This is a genomic window from Streptomyces sp. H27-H5 (genome assembly GCF_026627505.1).
Classification (GTDB): domain Bacteria; phylum Actinomycetota; class Actinomycetes; order Streptomycetales; family Streptomycetaceae; genus Streptomyces.
Genome location: NZ_JAPNLK010000081.1, coordinates 1 through 20,867, shown reverse-complemented (window position 1 = coordinate 20,867; position 20,867 = coordinate 1). Strand labels below are relative to the sequence as shown.

The window sequence follows — 20,867 nt, the reverse complement described above, 5'->3', positions numbered from 1 at the left end:
CGGGCCCCGCAGGCTCACTTGGCGGACTGCTGGCGCTCCACCGCGGCCTTGACCAGACCCGCGAACAGCGGGTGCGGCCGGGTCGGGCGGGAGCGCAGCTCCGGGTGCGCCTGGGTGGCGACCAGATAGGGGTGCACCTCGCGCGGGTACTCGACGTACTCGACGAGCTTGTTGTCGGGGGACACGCCCGAGAAGACCAGACCGGCCTTCTTCTCCAGCTCGCCGCGGTAGGCGTTGTTCACCTCGTAGCGGTGACGGTGACGCTCGTCCACGTAGGCCTCGCCGCCGTAGACCTCACGGACGATGGAGCCCTCGGCGAGCTTCGCCGGGTACATGCCCAGACGCATGGTGCCGCCCAGGTCGCCGGCGCCCTCGACGAAGGCCAGCTGCTCCTCCATGGTCGAGATGACCGGGTGCGGGGTCGAGGCGTCGAACTCGGTGGAGTTGGCGTCCGCGATGCCCGCGAGGTTGCGCGCGGCCTCGATGACCACGCACTGCAGACCCAGGCACAGGCCCAGCAGCGGGATCCGGTTCTCGCGGGCGTAGGTGATCGCGCCGACCTTGCCGTTGACGCCGCGGTCCCCGAAGCCGCCGGGAACGCAGATCGCGTCCACGTCGCCGAGTACCGCCGCCGCACCGGCCGGGGTCTTGCAGTCGTCGGAGGTGACCCACTTGATCTGCACGCGCGCCCTGTTGGCGAACCCGCCGGCGCGCAGCGCCTCGGTCACCGAGAGGTAGGCGTCGGGCAGGTCGATGTACTTGCCGACGAGCGCGACCTTGACCTCGTGGTCGGGGTTGTGGACCCGGTCCAGCAGGTCCTCCCAGACGCGCCAGTCCACGTCGCGGAAGGGCAGGTCGAGCTTGCGCACGACGTAGGCGTCCAGGCCCTCGGTGTGCAGCACCTTCGGGATGTCGTAGATCGACTTCGCGTCGATCGCGGCGACCACCGCGGCCTCGTCGACGTCGCACATCAGCGAGATCTTGCGCTTGATGGAGGTCGGGACCTCACGGTCGGCGCGCAGCACGATCGCGTCGGGCTGGATGCCGATGTTGCGCAGGGCCGCGACCGAGTGCTGGGTCGGCTTGGTCTTCAGCTCGCCGGAGGGGCCGATGTAGGGCAGCAGCGAGATGTGCACGACGAAGACGTTGTCGCGGCCGACCTCGTGGCGGACCTGACGGACGGTCTCCAGGAACGGCAGCGACTCGATGTCGCCGACGGTGCCTCCGACCTCGGTGATGACGACGTCGACGTCCTCGGTCGCCATGCGGCGGATGCGGCTCTTGATCTCGTTGGTGATGTGCGGGATGACCTGCACGGTGTCACCGAGGTACTCGCCGCGCCGCTCCTTGGCGATGACCTGCGAGTAGACCTGGCCGGTCGTGACGTTCGCCGAGCCGTCGAGGTCGACGTCGAGGAAGCGCTCGTAGTGGCCGATGTCCAGGTCGGTCTCGGCGCCGTCGTTGGTGACGAACACCTCACCGTGCTGGAAGGGGTTCATCGTGCCGGGGTCGACGTTCAGGTAGGGGTCGAGCTTCTGCATCGTGACCCGCAGGCCGCGCGCCTTCAGCAGCGCACCCAGGCTGGAGGCCGTCAGCCCCTTGCCGAGGGACGAAGCGACACCCCCGGTGACGAAGATGTGCTTGGTCGTCATGGCTGTGCTGTTTCGAAAAGCAGCGGGCGGCGTCGCCAAGAGGGGGCTCCCGTGGTCGCGAGGTGAGGTGCGTCCGGCGCCGGCCACCGTTGAACCGGAAGGGTCTCAGGGGGCGCCGAAGCTGCGGTTTCGGGGCTCCTGATTCGCACAGGCAGACCACCGGTCCACGGGGTACCAGCCTATCAGCGCCCGGGCCGGTCTGCCTCCGGCGACGCGGTCCGGGCCTCGCGTAGCGTGCGCGCCACACCCGCGCGTCCGGCATTTGCGCAGGTCACCCGTTCGGACGAGCCGCATTGTCCCGAGACTTAAGGAGATCACTAGGGTGCCGTCATATCCTGCTCGAATATCGCTGCACATCGCCGCCGAGCAGTCCGGCCTACGGTGTAACCACGCCGGTTCCGGAATCATGGACTCTCCGCGGGGATCCCTACACACACGAAGATCGCGCAACCGCGCAATGCAAGCGCCCTCAGGGGCGGACGTGGCCGTTCGACTGGAGATGCAACGTGTCCGGGCGCATCGAGGATTACGCACTGATCGGGGACATGCAGACCGCTGCGTTGGTCTGCAGGGACGGAGCCGTGGACTGGTTGTGCCTTCCACGGTTCGATTCCCATGCCGTCTTCGCGAGCATTCTCGGCACCGAGGAACACGGGTTCTGGCGGGTCGGTCCCGCGGTCCCGTCCGGCACCCCGGCCCCGCGGGCCGATCGCCGGCGCTATCGCGGTGACTCCCTGGTGCTCGAAACGGAGTGGGACACCCCGAGGGGGACCGTCCGTGTCATCGACTTCATGCCTCCCCGCGAGGATCACGCACCGCAACTGATCCGCGTCGTGGAGGGCGTCAGCGGGCGCGTCCCGATGCGCTCGGCCCTGCGGATGCGTTTCAGTTACGGGCGGATCGTGCCCTGGGTGCACAAGGTGGACGGCCGCACGGTGGCCGTCTCCGGCCCGGACTCGGTCTGGCTGGACACCGACGCGCAGACCTACGGCAAGGACCTGACGACGTACTCCGACTTCACCGTCGGGCCCGGCGACCGGGTGGCCTTCGCCATCAGTTGGCAGGCCTCGCACCGGGGCGCCCCCGAGGCGCCGGACGCCGAGGAGGCGCTGGGGGTCACCACCGACTTCTGGCGCGAGTGGGTCGACCAGTGCACGTACCACGGCCCCTACCGGGAAGCCGTGGTCCGCTCCCTGATCACGCTCAAGGCCCTCACGTACGGGCCCACGGGCGGCATCGTCGCCGCGCCGACCACCTCCCTGCCGGAGGAGATCGGCGGCAGCCGCAACTGGGACTACCGGTACACGTGGCTGCGCGACGCCGCCATCACCCTGTCCTCGCTCCTGCGCACCGGCTACCGCGACGAGGCCTCCGCCTGGCGGGACTGGCTGCTGCGCGCGGTGGCCGGCGACCCCGAGAACCTGCAGATCATGTACGGCATCGCGGGCGAACGGGAACTCGGCGAGACCGAGCTGGACTGGCTGCCCGGCTACGAGAACTCCCAGCCGGTCCGCGTCGGCAACGGCGCCGCCCACCAACTCCAACTCGACGTGTACGGCGAGGTCACCGAGGCCCTCCACCTGGGCCACATGACGGGCCTGGCCCGCAACGACTACGCCTCGCTGCTCCAACTCAAGCTCATCCGCTACCTGGAGACCCACTGGAACGAGCCGGACGAGGGCATCTGGGAGGTGCGCGGCCCCCGCCGCCACTTCGTGCACTCCAAGGTGATGGCGTGGGTGGCCGTGGACCGCACGATCAAGCTGATCGAGAGCGGTGACGCGGACGGCCCGCTGGAGCGGTGGCGCGAACTGCGCGACGAGATCCACGCGGACGTGTGCGAGAAGGGCTACGACAAGGACCGCAACACCTTCACCCAGTCGTACGGGTCGAAGGAACTGGACGCCTCGCTGCTGCTCATCCCGCAGATGGGCTTCCTTCCACCGGACGACAAGCGGGTCATCGGCACCATCGAGGCGATCCAGCGCGAGCTGTCGACCCCCGACGGCTTCATCCTGCGCTACCCGACGGCCGGCGAGGAATGCGGCGTGGACGGCCTGGAGGGCGACGAGGGAGCCTTCCTCGCCTGCTCGTTCTGGATGGCCGACGACCTCGCGATGATCGGCCGGGTCGACGAGGCCCGCCGGCTCTTCGAGAAGCTGCTGTCGCTGCGCAACGACCTGGGCCTGCTCGCCGAGGAGTGGGACCCCAAGCTCCAGCGCCAGGTCGGCAACTTCCCGCAGGCCTTCAGCCACGTCCCGCTGATCGACACCGCGCTGCGCCTGACGGCGAGCGGGGCGTACGGGGGCTGACCCCGGGCCCGCCCGGTCCCACCGACGCCTCAGAACGCGCCGGTAGGACCGGGCCCGCCTAGCCTGGAAGGGTCTTGTGTGCCCCTCCGCGGAAGGGGGCGGTCATGGCCCCGCTCTCGAAGGCGGGCGCGGCGTTGACCGCGCTTCGCGAAGACCTCTCCGGTGCGGTGCTCGCGCCCGACGATCCGGGCTACGACGAGGCCCGGACCGTCTTCAACGCCATGGTCGACCGGCGTCCCGCCGTGATCGCGCAGTGCGAGAGCGAGTCGGACGTGGTCACGGCCGTGCGGTTCGCCCGCGCGTTGGACCTGCCGATCGCGGTGCGGGGCGGCGGCCACAGCGTCGCCGGCACGGCCCTGGGCGACGGCGCGCTGGTGGTGGACCTGCGCCGGATGAACGAGGTGACGGTGCATCCGGGGGCGAAGGCCGTACGGGTGTCCGGCGGCGCCCTGATGAGCGACCTGGACCGGGCCTGCGCGCCGCACGACCTGGCCACCACCGGCGGCCGGGTCTCGACGACCGGGGTCGGCGGGTTCGTGCTCGGCGGTGGCTCGGGCTGGCTGGACCGGAAGTTCGGCCTGGCCGTCGACAACCTCCTCGGGGTGGATCTGGTCACCGCGGACGGCGACATCGTCAGCACGACCGCCGAGGACGAACCGGAGCTGTTCTGGGCCCTGCACGGCGGGGGCGGCAACTTCGGGGTCGCCACCTCGCTGACGCTGCGACTGCACGAACTGCCCGCGATGTCGGTCGCGATGCTCATGTACGCCCCCGAGCGGGGTCCCGAGGTCACCCGCCTGTACCGGGAGATCATCGAGGCCGCGCCGCCCGAGGCGAGCGGTGGCGTGATCCACCTCACCGCGCCGCCGGAGCCGTTCGTGCCGCCGCACCTGGTCGGCACGATGCTCTGCGGGGTGCTCCTGACGTACGCCGGTCCCGAGGACGCCATGCGCGCGCTCCTGGCGCCGCTGCTGGCCGTGCCGCACGAGGTGGAGATCGTCACCGCGATCCCGTACGCGGACCTCCAGTGCATGATCGACGACCCGCCGGGGATGCGGAACTACTGGTCCGCCGAGTACCTGACGGGGCTGCCGGACGAGCTGGTCGACCTGTACTGCGCCCGCGCCGCGTCCATGCCCGTTCCGACCGGCACCCAGCACATCCTGTTCCCGCTGGGCGGGGCGATCGCGCAGGGGCCCGCGGACTTCCCCGTGCCGTACCGGGACGCCGCCTGGGCGGTGCACCCGTTCGCCGTCTGGGAGGACCCGGCGGACGACGAGCGGTGCCGGCGGTGGGTGCAGGACGTACGGGCCGACGCGCAGCCGTGGAGCACCGGGGCGGTGTACCTCAACTTCCTCGGCGACGAGGGCGCGGACCGGGTCGCGGCGGGCCTCGGCGAGGACAACCTGCGGCGCCTGGCCTCGGTGAAACGGCGGTTCGACCCGGACAACGTCTTCCGGTTCAACCACAACATCAAGCCGGCCTGAGGCCCTGGTAGCGTCCCGCGACATGGACAACCAGGGCGGGATCACTGTTCAGCGGGCGCTGGAGCTGCCGGGACTGCGCAGCGGTCTGCCGGAGGTGATGGCCTGCGCCGATCGGCTCGGGCGGACCGTGCGCTGGGTCCACGCCGGCGAGGTCCCCAACATCGCCTCCCTCCTCAAGGGCGGCGAGCTGCTCCTGACCACCGGGCTGGGCCTGGGCACCCGGCCGGCCGAACAGCGTGCCTTCGTGCGCCGCCTCGCGGACCGGGGCATCGCCGCGCTGGTCGTCGAACTGGGCCCGCGCTTCACGCGCCTGCCCGCCACCATCGTCGAGACGGCCCGGGCGGCCGGCCTCCCCCTCGTGCAGCTCCACCGCGAGGTGCCGTTCGTCACCGTGACGGAGGAGGTCCACACCGAGATCGTCAACGGCCACTACGCCCTGCTCCAGCGGGCCGAGGAGGTCCACCGGCGATGTACCGAGGCCCTGCTGGGCGGCGGCGGGATCCCGCAGGTGCTGAGCATCCTCGCCGACTTCACGGCGAACCCGGTCTTCCTGGAGACCCCCGACGGCCGGCTCCTCTACGCCGCCGGGCCGGTCTCCGGGGACGCCGCCGCCGACCCGCTCCAGGTGTGGGAGGGCCTGCGGGGCCAGCGCGGGGCCGAGCCGTCCGCCAACGCGGTGGTGGTCGACGTGCCCGGGGGTGGTCACGGCACCGGCTCGGTGCGGGCGCGCGTGGTCCTGCTCGGGGTCTCGGCCCCGCTGCTGCCCGTCCACCGGATGGCGGCGGAGCGGACGGCCGGCGTGCTGGCGGTGGTGTTGATGCAGGCCCGTCAGGAGGACGAGCTGTCCGCGCGCGGCCGGGGCGACTTCCTGACGGATCTCGCGGAGGGCCGCATCTCCGCCGAGGACGCCCCGGCGCAGGCGCGCGTCCTGGGCTTCAAGCCGGGCGCGGGCCCGCTCCTGCCGGTCGTGATGCGGCTGGCCACGGACCCGGGCCCGTCCGGGAACTGGGCGGTCCTCGCGCGGGCGGTGCTGGAGGAACTGTCCTCGGTCGGCGTCCCGGTGATGCTGGGCGTCCGCCCGGTGGAGGGCCGGGTGCCGCTGCTGGTGTCCCTGCGGACGGAGTCGGAGCGCACGACGGTCGCCGACCGGGTCGCGGCGGCGTTGCGCGCCGGCGTGGAGCGGGCCGGGCTGGACCGGGCGGGTGCCTCGCCGGCGGTGGTCGTGGGCGTCTCGGGGAGTTGGGCGGCGGCCTCGGCCGGGCTGCGGCACGCCGCCGAGACGGCGACGGCGGCCCACGGTCTGCCGGCCCGCCCCTGGTACGACGCCCGGCGCCTGGACATCGACCTGCTGCTGTGGCGGCTGCGCGAACACCCCGACCTCGCCGCCTTCGTGGACCGGGCGATCGGCCCGCTGCGGGTGCACGACGTGGCCTCCCGCCCCTCGCTGCTGCCGACCCTGGAGACGTACCTGGCGCACGCGGGCCGCAAGGCGGAGACGGCCCGTGAGCTGCATCTGAACCGTCAGACGCTGTACAACCGGCTGGCCCGCATCTCGGAGCTCCTGGGCACGGACCTGGACGACCCGGAGACGGTGCTCTCCCTCAGCCTCGCCCTGCGCGCCCGGCGCCACACCGCCTCCTGAGCCGGGGGGCGGCGTCCGGGGGACCTACCGTCCGCGCTCCATCAACTCGTCGTACACCGACAGCACCTGGGCCACCGTGTCGTCCTCCGACGGCCAGGAGGCGGCCTGCGCGCGGCCCGCCGACGCGAGGGCCGCCCGCCGGGCCGGATCGCCGAGCAGCCCCGACACCGCGGCCGCCAGCGCCTCCGGGTCCCCGTACGGCACCAGCACCGCCGCGTCCCCGACCAGTTCCGGCACTCCCCCGACGTCCGTGGCCACCAAGGCCACGCCGGAGCGCAGCGCCTCCTGGGCGAGCAGCGAGCGGCCCTCCCAGCGGCTCGGCAGGACCGCCACGTCGGCTGCGGCCAGCAGCCGGTCCGCGTCCCGGCGCCGCCCCAGCAGCCGTACGGGGAGTCCCTCCGCCTCGATCCGGCGGGACAGTTCGGCCCGCAGCGGCCCCTCCCCCGCGATCAGCAGCAGCGGTACGGGGTCCAGCGCGCGCCAGGCCCGGGCCGCGTCCAGCAGCACGGAGTAGCCGCGCCGGGCGACCAGGCTGCCGACCGCGATCACCAACGGCCGCTCCACCGAGCCCAGTTCGGCCCGCACCTTCTCCGGGTCGGCGGCCGGTTCGGGGATCGCGGGCAGCGGCGCCGCCACCGCCGCCAGTCGGGCGTCGCGCGCGCCGCGCGAGCGCGCCCGGTCCACCTGGTCCGAGGAAGCGCCCAGGACCACCGCGGCGGCCCGGGCCACGCGGCGTTCCAGCAGCTGCCCCATCCGCCCCAGCGCGCCCGGCGCCTCGGCCGCGCCGCCGTGCCAGGTCACCACGAGCGGGGCCCGGTGGCGGCCGCCGCGCAGGGCCAGCGCGGCCCGCAGCCCGGCCCGTACCCCGTGCGCGTGGACCAGGTCGGCGCCGGCGCAGGCGGCGCGCAGGGCGCTCGCCGCGTCGGGCGTGAACTCGGCGCCGGCGCCGGTGAAGTCGTACTCGCCCTCCGCCGCGACGGGGGCGCACACGGTGACCCGTACGCCGCGTGCGGCGAGCCCCGTGGTCAGGGAGCGGACGTGCGCGCTGCTGCCCGCGCCGGCGCCGCCCAGCACCTGGACGGTGCGCAGGGGCGGCCGGCCGTACGGCTGGGCGGGAGGGGGGAACGAAACCGGGGAGCTGCTCACGGGCCGAAGCTCCAGGGTGAGGGAGTCAGAGACGTCGCCCAGGATGCCAGTCCGCACGCGCGTTCCGGGACCATACGGGTGCGGATCCCGCAGGAGATACCGCCAGACACCCCCCAGCCTCACCCACACGGGCTACCCGCCGCCACCCGGTCGGCGAAATCTCCCCATGCCGAACGCGTACGGGGCCCGGGACGCGTCGCGTCCCGGGCCCCGTACGGCACGTTCCGGAAGGGGCGCCCTAGGCGTCCGCGCGGGCCGTCGCGAGGAGTTCCTCGGCGTGCGCGCGCGCCGTCTCCGAGTCCTCCTGGCCCGCCAGCATCCGCGACAGCTCGCGGATGCGGTCCTCGCCCTCCAGGACGGTGACGCCGCTGCGCGTCACCGATCCGTCGACGGTCTTCTCCACCAGCAGCTGCCGGTCGGCGAACGCCGCCACCTGCGGGAGGTGGGTGACGACGACGACCTGCGCCGATTTGGCCAGTTTGGCGAGGCGCCGGCCGACCTCGACGGCCGCCTTGCCGCCGACGCCCGCGTCGACCTCGTCGAAGAGGTAGGTGGGCACCGGGTCGGAGCCGGCGAACACGACCTCCACCGCGAGCATGACGCGCGACAGCTCGCCGCCCGAGGCGCCCTTGGCGATGGGGCGCGGCTGGGCGCCGGGGTGCGGGGCCAGCAACAGTTCGACCTCGTCCGCGCCGGAGGGCCCGTAGGCCACGGTGCGGCCGCCGACCTCGACGCCTTCGGGGTCCTCGATCTGGCGGATGTCGAAGGTGACCCGGGCGTGCGGCATGGCCAGCGAGGCGAGTTCGTCGGTGACGGCGGACGCGAACCGGGCGGCGGAGTCCATCCGGGCGTCGGTCAACGCCTGGGCCAGTTGGGACAGTTCGACCCGCAGGCCGTCCCGTTCCGCGGTCAGTTCCGCGATCCGTTCGTCGTCGCCGTCCAGTTCCAGGAGCCGCGCGGAGCCCTGCTCGGCCCACTCCAGCACGGAGTCGACGGAGTCCCCGTACTTGCGGGTCAGCTGGGTCAGGGCGGCCCGGCGCTCCTCCACCGCGGCGAGCCGCAGCGGATCGGCGTCGAGGTCGTCGGCGTAGCCGGCGAGTTCCCCGGCCACGTCGGCCAGCAGGATGCCCAGCTCCCCGATCCGCTCGGCGAGCGTGCCGAGGGCCGGGTCGTGGGACCGTACGGACTCCAGTGCGCGGTGGGCTCCCGCGACGAGGGTGTTCGCGTCGATGCCCTCGGGGTCCTCGGGGTTGCCCGCGAGGGCCGCGTGCGCGGCCTGTGCGGCCGAGGCGAGCGATTCCGCGTGGCCGAGGCGCTCGGCCTCCGCGGACAGTTCGGCGTCCTCGCCGGGCAGGGGTTCCACGGCCGCGATCTCGTCGAGGCCGAAGCGCAGGTGGTCCGCCTCCTGGGCCCGTTCCCGGGCCCGGGTGACGAGGGTGTCCAGTTCGACGGCGACGGCACGCAGCCGCCGGTAGGCGCCGGTGTACTTCTCCAGCGGGACGGCCACGGAGCCCCCGGCGTACCGGTCGAGGGCCTGGCGCTGCCGGGCGGGCCGCAGCAGGCCCTGCTGGTCGGTCTGGCCGTGTACGGCGACGAGGTCGTCGGCGAGTTCGGCGAGCAGGCCCACGGGCACGGAGCGGCCGCCGACGTGGGCGCGCGAGCGCCCCTCGGCGGACACGGTGCGGCTGATCAGCAGGGCGCCGTCGTCGAGCTCGGCGCCGGCTTCCTCGGCCCGGAGCGCGGCGGGGGCGCCGGGGGGCAGCACGATGCGCCCCTCGACCACCGCCGCCTTGGCCCCGATCCGGACCAGGGCCGGGTCGGCGCGGCCTCCGAGCAGCAGGCCGAGGCTCGTGACGACCATCGTCTTGCCCGCGCCGGTCTCGCCGGTCACCGCGGTGAAACCGGGCGACAGCTCGACCACCGCGTCGTCGATGACCCCGAGCGACCGTATCCGCATCTCCTCAAGCACGGGACGACCATACCGAGGTTTGACGGGTGCCATGCGACGTCACCCTCGCCGAGTTCTCCGAACGCACGTGCTAGTGGCGTGCTTCGTGCGGGGCCCCGCGCCACCCCGACACGGGCAGCGCGAACTTGGCGACGAGGCGGTCGGTGAAGGAGGCGTGGTGCAGCCGGGCGAGGCGCACGGGCACCGTGCCCCGCCGGACCTCGACCCTGGCGCCGGCCGGCAGTTCCAGGGTGCGGCGACCGTCACACCACAGCACCCCGTGCGGGGTCCCGGGCTGCACCTCCACGGCCAGCACCGAGTCCGGCGAGGTCACCAGCGGCTTCGCGAACAGCGCGTGCGCGCTGATCGGCACCATCAGGAGCGCCTCCACCTCGGGCCAGACCACGGGTCCGCCCGCCGAGAAGGCGTACGCCGTCGAGCCCGTCGGCGTCGCGCACACGATCCCGTCGCAGCCGAAGCCGGTCACCGGGCGCCCGTCGATCTCCAGGACCACCTCCAGCATCCGCTCCGGGGACACCTTCTGGACGGCGGCCTCGTTCAGCGCCCAGTCCCGGTGGAGGACGTCGCCGTTGGTGCGCACGACCACGTCGATGGTCATCCGTTCCTCGACCTCGTAGGCGCGCGTCACGACGCGTTCCACGACCTGGTCGAGGTCGTCCCGCTCGGCTTCGGCGAGGAATCCGACCCGGCCCAGGTTCACACCGAGCATCGGCACGCCCGAGCCGCGGGCGAACTCGGCCCCGCGCAGCAGGGTCCCGTCCCCGCCCAGCACGATCAGCAGCTCGCACCCGTCGAGCACCTTGGGGGTGCACTCCGCGACCAGCTCGACCTCGGGCGGCAGCGGCAGGTCCACCGCCTCGTCCGCGAGGACCCGTACGCCCAGCCCGGACTTCAACAGTCCCTGGACGACCAACTCGGCGCTGCGGATGGCCGCCGGCCGTCCGGTGTGGGCGAGCAGGAAGACGGTGCGTTCCCCCGCGCCCCCCGCCGCCGTCGTCGAACCCGTGAATGCGCCTGTGTCTGCTGTATCGGTCACTGCGGCCCCTCCGCCACTGCACGATCGACGTCCCCCGGGTCGAGTGCCGGTGCCCCCGCCCGCAGCCACAGAAAGTACTCGACGTTGCCCGACGGCCCGGGCAGCGGGCTCGCGGTCACCCCGAGCACCCCCAGCCCCAGCTTCCAGGCCTTCGCCGCGACTTCCCGTACGGCTTCCGCGCGCAGCTCGGGGCTGCGCACGACTCCTCCGCTGCCGAGGCGGTCCTTGCCCACCTCGAACTGCGGCTTCACCATCAGCACCAGATCCGCGTCCGGCGCGCAGCACCGGACGAGCGCCGGCAGCACCAGACCGATCGAGATGAACGACAGGTCTCCGACGACCAGGTCCGCCGGAACGCCGTCGATCAGCTCGACGGTCAGCTCGCGGACGTTCGTGCGGTCCTTGACCGTGACCCGCTCGTCGCTCTGCAACGACCAGGCGAGTTGTCCGTAGCCGACGTCCACCGCGACGACGTGCGCGACGCCCGCGCGCAGCAGCACGTCGGTGAACCCGCCGGTCGAGGCACCCGCGTCGAGCGCCCGCCGGCCCTCGACGACCAGCCCTTGCGGCCCGAAGGCGGCGAGCGCGCCCGCCAGTTTGTGGCCGCCCCGGGAGACGTAGTCGGGGTCGCTGTCGTCCTTGAGGACGACGACGGCCGCGCTGGTCTCGACCTGGGTGGCCGCCTTGGTGGCGGTGGTGCCGCCGACGGTCACCCGGCCCGCGGCAATCAGCTGGGCCGCGTGCTCGCGCGAGCGGGCCATGCTGCGGCGTACCAGTTCGGCGTCCAGGCGGCGGCGTGCCACTCCTGCCACGTTCGGTTCAGCTCCTGTTTTCGTACGGTCCGGGGACGGGCGGTGCGTCCAGCGCGGTCAGCGCTTCGCGCAGCCCCCTGTGCACATCCTCGTACACCTCGACGTGCCCGTCCGCCGTGAGGTGGTCAGCGTCGGCCAACCGCTCCAGGAGCACGTCCACCCCGGCATGCCCGGTGGGCGTCCGTACGACGCCCAGTGGCGCGGGTCCGGTGGGCTCGCCGGCGGCCCCCGCGGACTCCTCGGGGGCTTCCGGGACTCTCTCGGACGCTTCGTCGGTCATGCCCCGACGCTACCTCGAAGCGCGCCGCGACCACGTACGGCTCTGCGGTACCGTCGTGATCACGATGGCTACGATTCAGGAGTGCCGCGAAGCACTCGACCGACTCTCGGACAACCTGGCCCGGGCCGACGGCGACGTGCGCGGCGCGGCCGCCTTCGACCGTTCCTTGAGCTGCCACATGACCGACCTCGACCAGACGTTCACGGGCCGGCTCGACGCCGGCCGGATCCGGGTCGACGCGGTCGCCCCGGGCCCGCCCCGCACCAAGGCCGAGATCCGGTTGGCGATGTCCGGCGACGATCTGCTCGCCCTGGTCGCCGGGGAGCTGAAGTTCGCCAAGGCCTGGGCCTCGGGCCGGGTCAGGCTGGAGGCCGGTTTCCGCGACCTGCTCCGCCTCAAGAGCCTGCTGTAGGCACGAGGCCGGGCGGCGCGGGCTGTCGGGTCCCTCGGACGGAGACCTTCGCGCGGGCCGCCCGGCCCGCCGGGATCACCAGCGGCGTCCCCGTCTGCGGGTCGTCGATGATCTGGCAGCGCAGCCCGAACACCTTCTCCACCAGCTCCGCGGTGACCACCTCGGCCGGCGGCCCCTCGGCCACCACCACGCCCCCGCGCAGCGCGATCAGGTGCGTGGCGTAGCGGGCCGCGTGGTTGAGGTCGTGCAGCACCGCCACCAGGGTCCGGCCCTGGTTCTCGTGCAGTTCGGCGCACAGGTCGAGGACGTCCAACTGGTGCTGGATGTCCAGGTAGGTCGTCGGCTCGTCGAGGAGCAGCAGCGGGGTCTGCTGGGCCAGCGCCATCGCGATCCACACGCGCTGGCGCTGCCCGCCCGACAGCTCGTCCACGGCCCGGTCCGCGAGCTCGGCGACCCCGGTGGAGGCCATCGACTCGTTCACGATCCGCTCGTCCTCGGGCGACCACTGGCGCAGCAGCCCCTGGTGCGGGTACCGACCGCGGGAGACCAGGTCGCCGACGGTGATGCCGTCGGGGGCGATCGAGGACTGCGGGAGCAGGCCGAGGGTCTTGGCCACCTTCTTCGCCGGCATCGACCCGATGGCGTGGCCGTCGAGCAGGACCCGCCCGGCGGACGGCTTGAGCATCCGCGACAGCGCGCGCAGCAGCGTGGACTTGCCGCAGGCGTTGGGGCCGACGATCACCGTGAAGGAGTTGTCGGGTATCTCCACCGACAGGTTCTCGGCGATGATCCGCTGGTCGTAGCCGAGGGTCACGTTCTCCGCGGTCAGCCGCTGCACTGGGGTACTCCTCAAGGTCTTCATATACGTCCCGCCTTGCGCTCGGTGACGAGCAGCCAGAGCAGATAGCCACCGCCGACCAGCCCGGTCACCACACCCACCGGCAACTGGTCGGCGCCGAAGGCCCGCTGTGAGGCCCAGTCGGACACCAGCAGCAGGACGGCGCCCATCAGCGCGCCGGTGAGCAGGTTCGAGCCGGGCGAGCGGGTGAGCCGCCGGGCCAGCTGGGGTGCGGCCAGCGCGACGAAGGTGATCGGTCCGGCGGCCGCCGCGGCCGCGGTGGTCAGCACGATCGCGGCGAGCATCAGCAGCAGCCGGGTCCGCTCGACCCGGACGCCGAGGGCGTGCGCGGCGTCGTCCCCCATCTCCATCATCCGCAGGGCCCTGCCCTGTCCGAGGATCACGGGGAAGAGCACCGCGCAGGTCACGGCCGGCGGCCACACCTGCGCCCAGTCCCGGCCGGCCAGCGAACCGGTCAGCCACACCATGGCGCGGGTGGCCTCGGTCAACTGCGCCTTGGTGATCAGGTACTGGATGAGGGCGACGAGCATCGCGGAGGCGCCGATGCCGACGAGCACCAGGCGGTACCCGTGGATGCCCTTCTTGTACGCGAGCAGGTAGACGGCGACGCCGGCCAGTACGCCCCCGACGACGGCGCCCATCGCCACCTCGGTCGCGCCGCCCTTGAACACGATGATCACGGTGAGCGCGCCGACCGCCGACCCGTACCCGAAACCGAGCAGGTCGGGGGAACCGAGCGGGTTGCGCGACACCGACTGGAAGACGGCGCCGGCCATCCCGAGGGCCGCGCCGACGAGCACCGCGACAAGCACGCGCGGCAGCCGCAGGTCGTTGACGATGAAGTCGTCGGCGGGGGTGCCGTTGCCCAGCAGCGTCTGCACGACGTCCCACGGGGCGATGTCGAAGTCGCCGGTGCCGATCAGCAGGACGACGAGCAGCAACGCCACGACGCCCAGCAGCAGCCCGGTGAGCAGCGCGCGGGGTTCCGTGCGCAGCGAGGCACCGGCGGGCCCGCGCAGGGCGTGCGGGCGGAACCCGGCGCCCTTCGCCCGCTTGGTGGTCCGCACGGGGGCCCCGGCGTCCACCGCCTCCCCGGTCTTCGTGGTCACGGTCACAGCTGGGCCATCCTCTTGCGCCGAACCAGGTGGATGAAGACGGGGCCGCCGATGAGCGCGGTGACGATGCCGACCTGGAGTTCCGCGGGCCGGGTGACGACCCGTCCGACCACGTCGGCGCCGAGCAGCAGCACGGGTGACAGCACCGCCGAGTAGGCGAGGACCCAGCGCATGTCGGGGCCGGTGATCATCCGTACCAGGTGCGGGATCATCAGCCCGATGAACACGATCGGCCCGCAGGCGGCGGTCGCCGCCCCGCACAGCAGGGTGATGGCGAGCATCGCGCCGATCCGGGTCCGCGTCAGGTGGGCGCCGAGCGCCCGCGCGGTGTCGTCGCCCATCGCCATCGCGTTGAGCGGCCGGCCCAGCGAGAGCGCCAGCACGGCGCCGATCAGCAGGAAGGGGGCGACCTGCCGGACGGTGTCCATGTTGGCCGAGGCCAGCGAACCCACCGTCCAGAAGCGCAGCTTGTCCAGCGCCTTGCTGTCCATCAGCTGCACCGCGTTGATGTAGCCGACCAGGGCCGCACTGGCCGCCGTCCCCGCGAGCGCGAGGCGGACCGGCGTCGCGCTGCGGCTGCCGCCGAGCACGTACACGACGACCGAGACGACCGCGGCGCCCAGGAAGGCCCACCAGACGAACTCGCTCAGCGAGGAGGCGCCGAGGAAGCTGATCGCGGACACGACGGCGGCCGCGGCGCCCGCGTTGACGCCGAGGATGCCGGGCTCGGCCAGCGGATTGCGGGTCAGCGCCTGCATCACCGCCCCGGACAGACCCAGACCGAGGCCGACCAGCACGCCGAGGAGGGTCCGCGGAACCCGCAGGTCCCGCACCACCACGTCGTTCGCGGTCCCCGCGTAGTGGAACAGCCCGTGCCAGACCTGGTCCAGGGGCATCGGCTTGGCGCCCACGGCGATGCTCGCGACCGCGATCACGGCCAGCACCGCGAAGGCGACCAGCAGACCGACGGCGCGAGCACCGTGGCGCGCGCGGGTGGCGGCGACGGGCGCCGCACTCGGTTCGGGGGGACTCTCGACCAACACGGAAGTTAGGTTAGCCTACCCTCCCAGTTGGTCGGATCCGCCGAACGTCCCCTCGCCCGCCGACCGCCCGGCCCCGCAGGCTCTAAAGTCCCAGCCTGGCCAGCGCCTTGCCGGCGTCGAGGTCGCAGGACCCGTCGCCCGCCCGCGTCCAGGCCGCCGCGCACAGCGCCCGCAGGCCGTCGACGGCATCGAGTCGATCGCCGCCCTCCCCGCGCAGTTCCAGGACGTCACCCGACACGAGCGCCGTCCAGCCTCCGCACCGGAACCCGTCCTCGGCCTGCTCGACCTCCGGCTGCCCCGTCAGCAACCCGCGCAGGTCCCGGTCCACGTACGTCGGCCGGTACTTCGGCTCGGCGCGCAACAACTGCGCGGCGTCCGTCACCCCGGTCAGCACCAGCAGCGAGTCCACCTCCCCGTTGTAGGCACCCTCGATGTCGGTGTCCAACCGGTCCCCGACCACCAGCGGCCGCTTCGCGCCCGTCCGCAACACCGTCTCCCGGTGCATCGGGGGCAGCGGCTTGCCCGCGACCTGCGGCTCCGCGCCCGTGGCGATCCGCACGACCTCCACCGCGGCCCCGTTGCCCGGCGCGATCCCGCGCGCGCTCGGAATCGTCAGGTCGGTGTTCGACACGTACCAAGGCACCCCGCGATTGATCGCGTACGAGGCCTCGGCGAACCGCTCCCACCGCAGGTCCGGCCCCCCGTAGCCCTGGACGACCGCCGCCAGCCCGTCCTCGTCGGCGGAGTCCACGGGCACCAGCCCGCGTTCGCCCAATGCGACCCGCAGTCCCTCCCCACCGATCACGAGCACCTTCGACCCGGGCTCCACCTGCTCGGCGATCAACCGGGCCACCGCCTGCGCGGAGGTGATCACCTCGGCTGCCTCCGTCGGGATGCCCAACTCGCCCAGGTGCTCGGCGACCGCGTCCGGGGTGCGCAGCGCGTTGTTCGTCACGTACGCCAGGTGCATCCCGTCGGCCCGCGCGGAGGCCAGCGACTCCACCGCGTGCGCGATGGCCCGGCCGCCCGCGTAGACCACTCCGTCCAGGTCCAACAGGGCCGTGTCGTACGCCTGGTGGAGACTGCGCTCACTGCCCTCGGGGCGGGTCCTGCTCTGCCGGCTCATCGTGTCCGCTCCTCATCCGAAACGTCATGCGAACGATCTTCGATCGGCGCTGTCCGCGTTCCACGCCTGCCTGCCGCTCCCCCGATCATCCCGCATCGCGAGACGCGTCCTACCATGCATCAATGACCACTTCAGACAACGCGGAGCACGGACTGCGGCTGACCCCCTTCAACGGGCTGCGCTACGTCCCGGAGCGTGTGGGCAGTCTGGCCGCCGTCACCTCACCGCCGTACGACGTGGTCGTGCGCCCCGACGGAGTCGACTACCTCGAATCCGCCGACCCCCACAACATCGTCCGCCTGATCCTGCCGCAGGCGGAGACACCCGCGGCCCGCAACGAGCAGGCCGCGCGCACCCTCCGCGAGTGGCTCGCCGAGGGCGTCCTCAGCGCGGATCCCACACCCGCCCTGTACGTGTACGAGCAGCGCCGGGCGGGCGTCCTCCAGCGCGGGATCATCGGCGCCCTCGCCCTGTCCGCCCCCGACGCCGGCGTCGTCCTGCCCCACGAGGACGTCATGCCGCACGTGGTGACCGACCGGGCCGGCCTGATGCGCGCCGCGTCCGCGAATCTCGAACCCCTGCTCCTGACCTACCGCGGTGACGACCCCGCGGCGGGAGCGGCCGCGGTCGTCGAGCGGACCGTCCGCGGCACGCCGCTGTTCTCCACCACCACCGAGGACGGTTTCCAGCACCGGCTGTGGGCCATCACCGACCCCGCCGACCTGGACGCCGTCACCGCGGATCTCGGCCACCGGCAGGCGCTGATCGCCGACGGCCACCACCGTTGGGCGACGTACCTGCGCCTCCAGGAGGAGCACCGCTCCCCCAGCCCCTGGGACTTCGGCCTCGTCCTCCTCGTGGACACCGCCCGCTATCCGCTCCAGGTCCGCGCCATCCACCGCATGCTGCGCCGGCTCCCGCCGGCCGAGGCGCTGGCCGCGGTCGAGGAGCACTTCCGCGTGCGTGCCGTGGACGGCCCCCTCCCGCTGGCCCTGGAGGCCCTCACCGACGCGGCCGAACGCGGCAACGCCTTCCTGCTCACCGGGGACGGCAGGTTCCATCTGGTCACCGATCCCGATCCGGCGCTGATCGAGCGCACCGTCCGCCGCGACCGCCCCGAGGCCTGGCGCCGGCTGGATGCGACCGTGCTGCACGCCGCCCTGCTCGACACTCTCTGGCAGGTCCCCGACGAGCCGGAGCACATCACGTACATCCACGACACCGCCGCGACGGTGGAGATGGCCGAGCGCCACGGCGGCACCGCCGTCCTGCTGCATCCCGTACGCGAGGAAGTGGTCCGGGACCTGGCCCGCCAGGGCGTCACCATGCCCCGCAAGTCGACCTCGTTCGGTCCGAAGCCGGCCACCGGCCTGGTCCTGCGCAGCCTGATCTGACGTTCCCCCGGGGGCGCCCGGACATGCGAAAGGGCGGTACCCCCGGTGGGGGTACCGCCCTCTCACGTCAGATCACGCCGACGAAGACCGGTCAGGCCTTGTCGCGGTCCTCGCGGTCCTCGCGCTCGTCACGCGGCTCGTCGTCCTCTTCGTCCTCGATGACGACGATCTCGTCGGTGACGTCGACGTCGGAGTCGGAGTCCGGGACGGGCTCGTACTCGTCGTCGTCCTCGTCGTAGTACTCGGCCTGGTCGGTCGCGCGCTCGGCGGCGGCCACCTCGGCGTCGTCCTGGTCGTCCTGGTCGTCTTCCTCGTCGATCTCGTCGTCGAGGTCCGCGTCGTCCATCGCGGCTGCGTCCACGAACTCGACGCCATCCAGCTCGGCGAGTCGGTCCGAGGCGTCCGTCGCCCCGTCCTTGTCCGCCTCGATGGTCTTGGCGAACCACTCGCGGGCCTCGTCCTCACGACCGGCGGCCAGCAGCGCGTCGGCGTAGGCGTACCGCAGACGCGGGGTCCACGGCTGCACGGAGTGGGAGGCGAGCTCCGGGCTCTGCAGGGTCACGATGGCGGCGTCGAGCTCGCCCATGTCCCGACGGGCACCGGCGGCGACCAGACGCATCTCGACCTGGCCGGCCTTGTCCAGCTTCTGCACCTCGGGCTCGCCGGCCATGGCCAGCGCCCGCTCGGGGCGGCCGAGGCCGCGCTCGCAGTCGGCCATGACGGGCCACAGCTCGACGGAGCCGGTCATGCGCTTGGCGGCACGGAACTCCGCGAGCGCCTCGCTGTACTTCTGCGTCGCGTACGCGGCGAAGCCGGCGGCCTCGCGGACGGCGGCGACACGGGAGGCCAGACGCAGGGCGATGCGGGCGTACGCGTACGACTGCTCGGGGTCCTCGTCGATCAGTCGGGCCACCATCACGAGGTTGCGGGAGACTTCCTCCGCCAGGCCCTTGGGCAGGCTCAGGAGTTCCTGACGCACGTCGGCGTCGATCTCGTGACCGGTGATGTCGTCGTCGATCGGGAGCCGCTTGACCGGGTCGCGGTCGGCGCGGAAGTCACGGTCGCCACCACGGTCGTCACGACCGCCGCGGTACCCACCGCGATCGCCACCGCGGTCATCGCGACGGGGGTAGCTGGGACGGTCCCCGCCACGGTCGTCACGACGCTGGAAACCACCGCCACCACCGGTGGGACGACCACCGCGGTCATCGTCACGACGGGGGTAGCTGGGACGGTCGCCACCACGGTCGTCACGACGCTGGAAGCCGCCGCCGCTGGGGCGGTCGCCACGGTCATCGCGACGGGGGTAGCTGGGACGGTCCCCGCCACGGTCGTCACGACGCTGGAAACCACCGCCACCACCGGTGGGACGGTCACCCCGGTCGTCACGACGGGGGTAGCTGGGACGGTCGCCACCACGGTCATCGCGACTCTGGAAGCCGCCGCCGCTGGGGCGGTCGCCACGGTCATCGCGACGGGGGTAGCTGGGACGGTCCCCACCACGGTCGTCACGACGCTGGAAACCACCGCCACCACCGGTGGGACGGTCACCCCGGTCGTCACGACGCGGGTAGCTGGGACGGTCCCCACCACGGTCGTCACGACGCTGGAAACCACCGCCGCTGGGGCGGTCGCCACGGTCGTCACGACGGAAGGAGGGACGGTCGCCGCCACCGGTGGGGCGTCCACCGCGGTCGTCATCGCGACGGGGGTAGCTGGGACGGTCCCCGCCACGGTCGTCACGACGCTGGAAGCCGCCGCCGCTGGGACGGTCACCCCGGTCGTCACGACGGGGGTAGCTGGGACGGTCCCCGCCACGGTCATCGCGGCGCTGGAAACCGCCGCCACCACCGGTGGGACGGTCACCCCGGTCGTCACGACGCGGGTAGCTCGGACGGTCGCCACCACGGTCGTCACGACGCTGGAAACCACCGCCACCACCGGTGGGACGGTCGCCGCCACCGGCGGGGCGCCCGCCGCGGTCGTCACGGCGGAAACCGCCGCCACTGCCGATCGGACGGCCACCACGGTCACCGCCACGGTCGTCACGGCCCCCGCGGTAGCCGCCCCTGTCACCGCCGTCGTTGCGCCGAGGCTCGCGCTCCGGACGATCGTCGGGAGAGTTGGACATGGGTGTGACTCCTGTCGTCGGGGTACCGCTAGTCATTCTTGCGCAACCAACCCATGGCCGCGCTTCGGCGTAAAAAGGTGAAAAACAAAAAGGACCCTTGGTCCAGCGTTGAACGCTGGACCAAGGGTCCTTTGAAAGATTGTTCGGCGGCGTCCTACTCTCCCACAGGGTCCCCCCTGCAGTACCATCGGCGCTGAAAGGCTTAGCTTCCGGGTTCGGAATGTAACCGGGCGTTTCCCTAACGCTATGACCACCGAAACCCTATCGGTTTCGAGCGAACAAGCACACTTTATAGTTATGTTCTAGCTCTAGAAACCAGTAACTGTTCGTTACTTCAGAACTAACACAGTGGACGCGAGCAACTGAGGACAAGCCCTCGGCCTATTAGTACCAGTCAGCTCCACCCGTTACCGGGCTTCCACATCTGGCCTATCAACCCAGTCGTCTACTG

The 20,867-nt window shown here is 72.5% G+C and carries 16 protein-coding genes, 2 rRNA genes and 1 pseudogene; 5 read left to right on the top strand and 14 right to left on the bottom strand.

Features of this window, described 5'->3' with window-relative positions; genetic code table 11:
* Positions 1-14: 14 nt before the first annotated feature.
* On the bottom strand, positions 15-1,652 hold the full coding sequence (locus OTB19_RS31485; RefSeq protein ID WP_267802081.1) for a CTP synthase: 1,638 nt from the start codon (positions 1,650-1,652) through the stop codon (positions 15-17).
* A 506-nt stretch (positions 1,653-2,158) separates the two neighbouring features.
* On the opposite strand from OTB19_RS31485, the gene OTB19_RS31480 reads away from it, so the two are divergent.
* The 3 genes from OTB19_RS31480 to OTB19_RS31470 all read left to right on the top strand — a co-directional run bounded on the left by OTB19_RS31480 (position 2,159) and on the right by OTB19_RS31470 (position 7,093).
* Positions 2,159-3,964: a glycoside hydrolase family 15 protein gene (locus OTB19_RS31480; RefSeq protein ID WP_053679179.1), complete on the top strand. Its 1,806-nt coding sequence runs from the start codon at positions 2,159-2,161 to the stop codon at positions 3,962-3,964.
* Positions 3,965-4,068: 104 nt separating this feature from the next.
* Positions 4,069-5,451 (top strand): FAD-binding oxidoreductase, encoded by a 1,383-nt coding sequence (locus tag OTB19_RS31475; protein ID WP_267802080.1) that lies wholly within the window; start codon positions 4,069-4,071, stop codon positions 5,449-5,451.
* Between the two features lie 22 nt (positions 5,452-5,473).
* Entirely contained in the window at positions 5,474-7,093 is a 1,620-nt protein-coding gene (locus OTB19_RS31470) for a PucR family transcriptional regulator (protein ID WP_267802079.1), read from the top strand.
* A 24-nt stretch (positions 7,094-7,117) separates the two neighbouring features.
* Here OTB19_RS31470 and OTB19_RS31465 read toward each other — a convergent pair whose 3' ends face one another.
* The 5 genes from OTB19_RS31465 to OTB19_RS31445 all read right to left on the bottom strand — a co-directional run bounded on the left by OTB19_RS31465 (position 7,118) and on the right by OTB19_RS31445 (position 12,336).
* Positions 7,118-8,239, bottom strand: coding sequence for a glycosyltransferase family 4 protein (locus OTB19_RS31465; RefSeq protein ID WP_267802078.1), 1,122 nt, complete (start codon positions 8,237-8,239; stop codon positions 7,118-7,120).
* 238 nt (positions 8,240-8,477) lie between these two features.
* Complete coding sequence (recN, locus tag OTB19_RS31460) at positions 8,478-10,196, bottom strand: DNA repair protein RecN (RefSeq protein ID WP_267802098.1); 1,719 nt, start codon at positions 10,194-10,196, stop codon at positions 8,478-8,480.
* A gap of 82 nt (positions 10,197-10,278) precedes the next feature.
* Entirely contained in the window at positions 10,279-11,244 is a 966-nt protein-coding gene (locus OTB19_RS31455; RefSeq protein WP_267802077.1) for an NAD kinase, read from the bottom strand.
* A complete protein-coding gene (locus OTB19_RS31450; RefSeq protein WP_267802076.1) occupies positions 11,241-12,056 on the bottom strand; it encodes a TlyA family RNA methyltransferase in 816 nt (271 codons plus the stop codon). Before OTB19_RS31450 ends, OTB19_RS31455 begins: the two co-directional genes overlap by 4 nt.
* Positions 12,057-12,063: 7 nt before the next feature.
* Positions 12,064-12,336, bottom strand: a complete 273-nt coding sequence (locus OTB19_RS31445; RefSeq protein WP_267802075.1) for a hypothetical protein — start codon at positions 12,334-12,336, stop codon at positions 12,064-12,066.
* 64 nt (positions 12,337-12,400) lie between these two features.
* Here OTB19_RS31445 and OTB19_RS31440 point away from each other — a divergent pair, with 64 nt between their 5' ends.
* Positions 12,401-12,748 carry an SCP2 sterol-binding domain-containing protein gene (locus tag OTB19_RS31440; protein WP_267802074.1) on the top strand — a complete coding sequence of 116 codons (348 nt, stop codon included), beginning with the start codon at positions 12,401-12,403 and terminating at the stop codon, positions 12,746-12,748.
* On the opposite strand, the gene OTB19_RS31435 is transcribed toward OTB19_RS31440, so the two are convergent.
* From OTB19_RS31435 to OTB19_RS31420, 4 genes are all read right to left on the bottom strand, one after another.
* The gene (locus OTB19_RS31435; protein WP_267802073.1) at positions 12,732-13,610 is read right to left on the bottom strand and encodes an ABC transporter ATP-binding protein; all 879 of its coding nucleotides are present in this window, start codon (positions 13,608-13,610) and stop codon (positions 12,732-12,734) included. The genes OTB19_RS31440 and OTB19_RS31435 overlap by 17 nt on opposite strands.
* Positions 13,607-14,674: a FecCD family ABC transporter permease gene (locus OTB19_RS31430; RefSeq protein ID WP_420716956.1), complete on the bottom strand. Its 1,068-nt coding sequence runs from the start codon at positions 14,672-14,674 to the stop codon at positions 13,607-13,609. Before OTB19_RS31430 ends, OTB19_RS31435 begins: the two co-directional genes overlap by 4 nt.
* A gap of 44 nt (positions 14,675-14,718) precedes the next feature.
* On the bottom strand, positions 14,719-15,765 hold the full coding sequence (locus OTB19_RS31425; protein ID WP_267802072.1) for a FecCD family ABC transporter permease: 1,047 nt from the start codon (positions 15,763-15,765) through the stop codon (positions 14,719-14,721).
* Between the two features lie 82 nt (positions 15,766-15,847).
* Positions 15,848-16,891 (bottom strand): HAD-IIA family hydrolase, encoded by a 1,044-nt coding sequence (locus OTB19_RS31420; RefSeq protein ID WP_267802071.1) that lies wholly within the window; start codon positions 16,889-16,891, stop codon positions 15,848-15,850.
* Positions 16,892-17,013: 122 nt separating this feature from the next.
* Here OTB19_RS31420 and OTB19_RS31415 point away from each other — a divergent pair, with 122 nt between their 5' ends.
* Positions 17,014-18,285: a DUF1015 domain-containing protein gene (locus OTB19_RS31415; protein WP_267802070.1), complete on the top strand. Its 1,272-nt coding sequence runs from the start codon at positions 17,014-17,016 to the stop codon at positions 18,283-18,285.
* Positions 18,286-18,376: 91 nt separating this feature from the next.
* On the opposite strand, the gene OTB19_RS31410 is transcribed toward OTB19_RS31415, so the two are convergent.
* From OTB19_RS31410 to OTB19_RS31395, 4 genes and pseudogenes are all read right to left on the bottom strand, one after another.
* The gene (locus OTB19_RS31410; protein ID WP_267802096.1) at positions 18,377-19,264 is read right to left on the bottom strand and encodes a tetratricopeptide repeat protein; all 888 of its coding nucleotides are present in this window, start codon (positions 19,262-19,264) and stop codon (positions 18,377-18,379) included.
* A gap of 348 nt (positions 19,265-19,612) precedes the next feature.
* Positions 19,613-20,452 (bottom strand): annotated as a pseudogene (locus tag OTB19_RS31405) (hypothetical protein); the annotation flags it as partial.
* Between the two features lie 105 nt (positions 20,453-20,557).
* Positions 20,558-20,674, bottom strand: a 5S ribosomal RNA gene (gene rrf, locus OTB19_RS31400).
* A gap of 106 nt (positions 20,675-20,780) precedes the next feature.
* Positions 20,781-20,867, bottom strand: a 23S ribosomal RNA gene (locus tag OTB19_RS31395); the annotation flags it as partial.

Bases quoted from the DNA above. Each gene is read 5' to 3' on its own strand.
- OTB19_RS31420 (WP_267802071.1), bottom strand. From the start codon at position 16,891: ATGAGCCGGCAGAGCAGGACCCGCCCCGAGGGCAGTGAGCGCAGTCTC.
- OTB19_RS31435 (WP_267802073.1), bottom strand. From the start codon at position 13,610: ATGAAGACCTTGAGGAGTACCCCAGTGCAGCGGCTGACCGCGGAGAAC.
- recN (WP_267802098.1), bottom strand. From the start codon at position 10,196: ATGCGGATACGGTCGCTCGGGGTCATCGACGACGCGGTGGTCGAGCTG.
- OTB19_RS31445 (WP_267802075.1), bottom strand. From the start codon at position 12,336: ATGACCGACGAAGCGTCCGAGAGAGTCCCGGAAGCCCCCGAGGAGTCC.
- OTB19_RS31475 (WP_267802080.1), top strand. From the start codon at position 4,069: ATGGCCCCGCTCTCGAAGGCGGGCGCGGCGTTGACCGCGCTTCGCGAA.
- OTB19_RS31470 (WP_267802079.1), top strand. From the start codon at position 5,474: ATGGACAACCAGGGCGGGATCACTGTTCAGCGGGCGCTGGAGCTGCCG.
- OTB19_RS31440 (WP_267802074.1), top strand. From the start codon at position 12,401: ATGGCTACGATTCAGGAGTGCCGCGAAGCACTCGACCGACTCTCGGAC.
- OTB19_RS31415 (WP_267802070.1), top strand. From the start codon at position 17,014: ATGACCACTTCAGACAACGCGGAGCACGGACTGCGGCTGACCCCCTTC.
- OTB19_RS31485 (WP_267802081.1), bottom strand. From the start codon at position 1,652: ATGACGACCAAGCACATCTTCGTCACCGGGGGTGTCGCTTCGTCCCTC.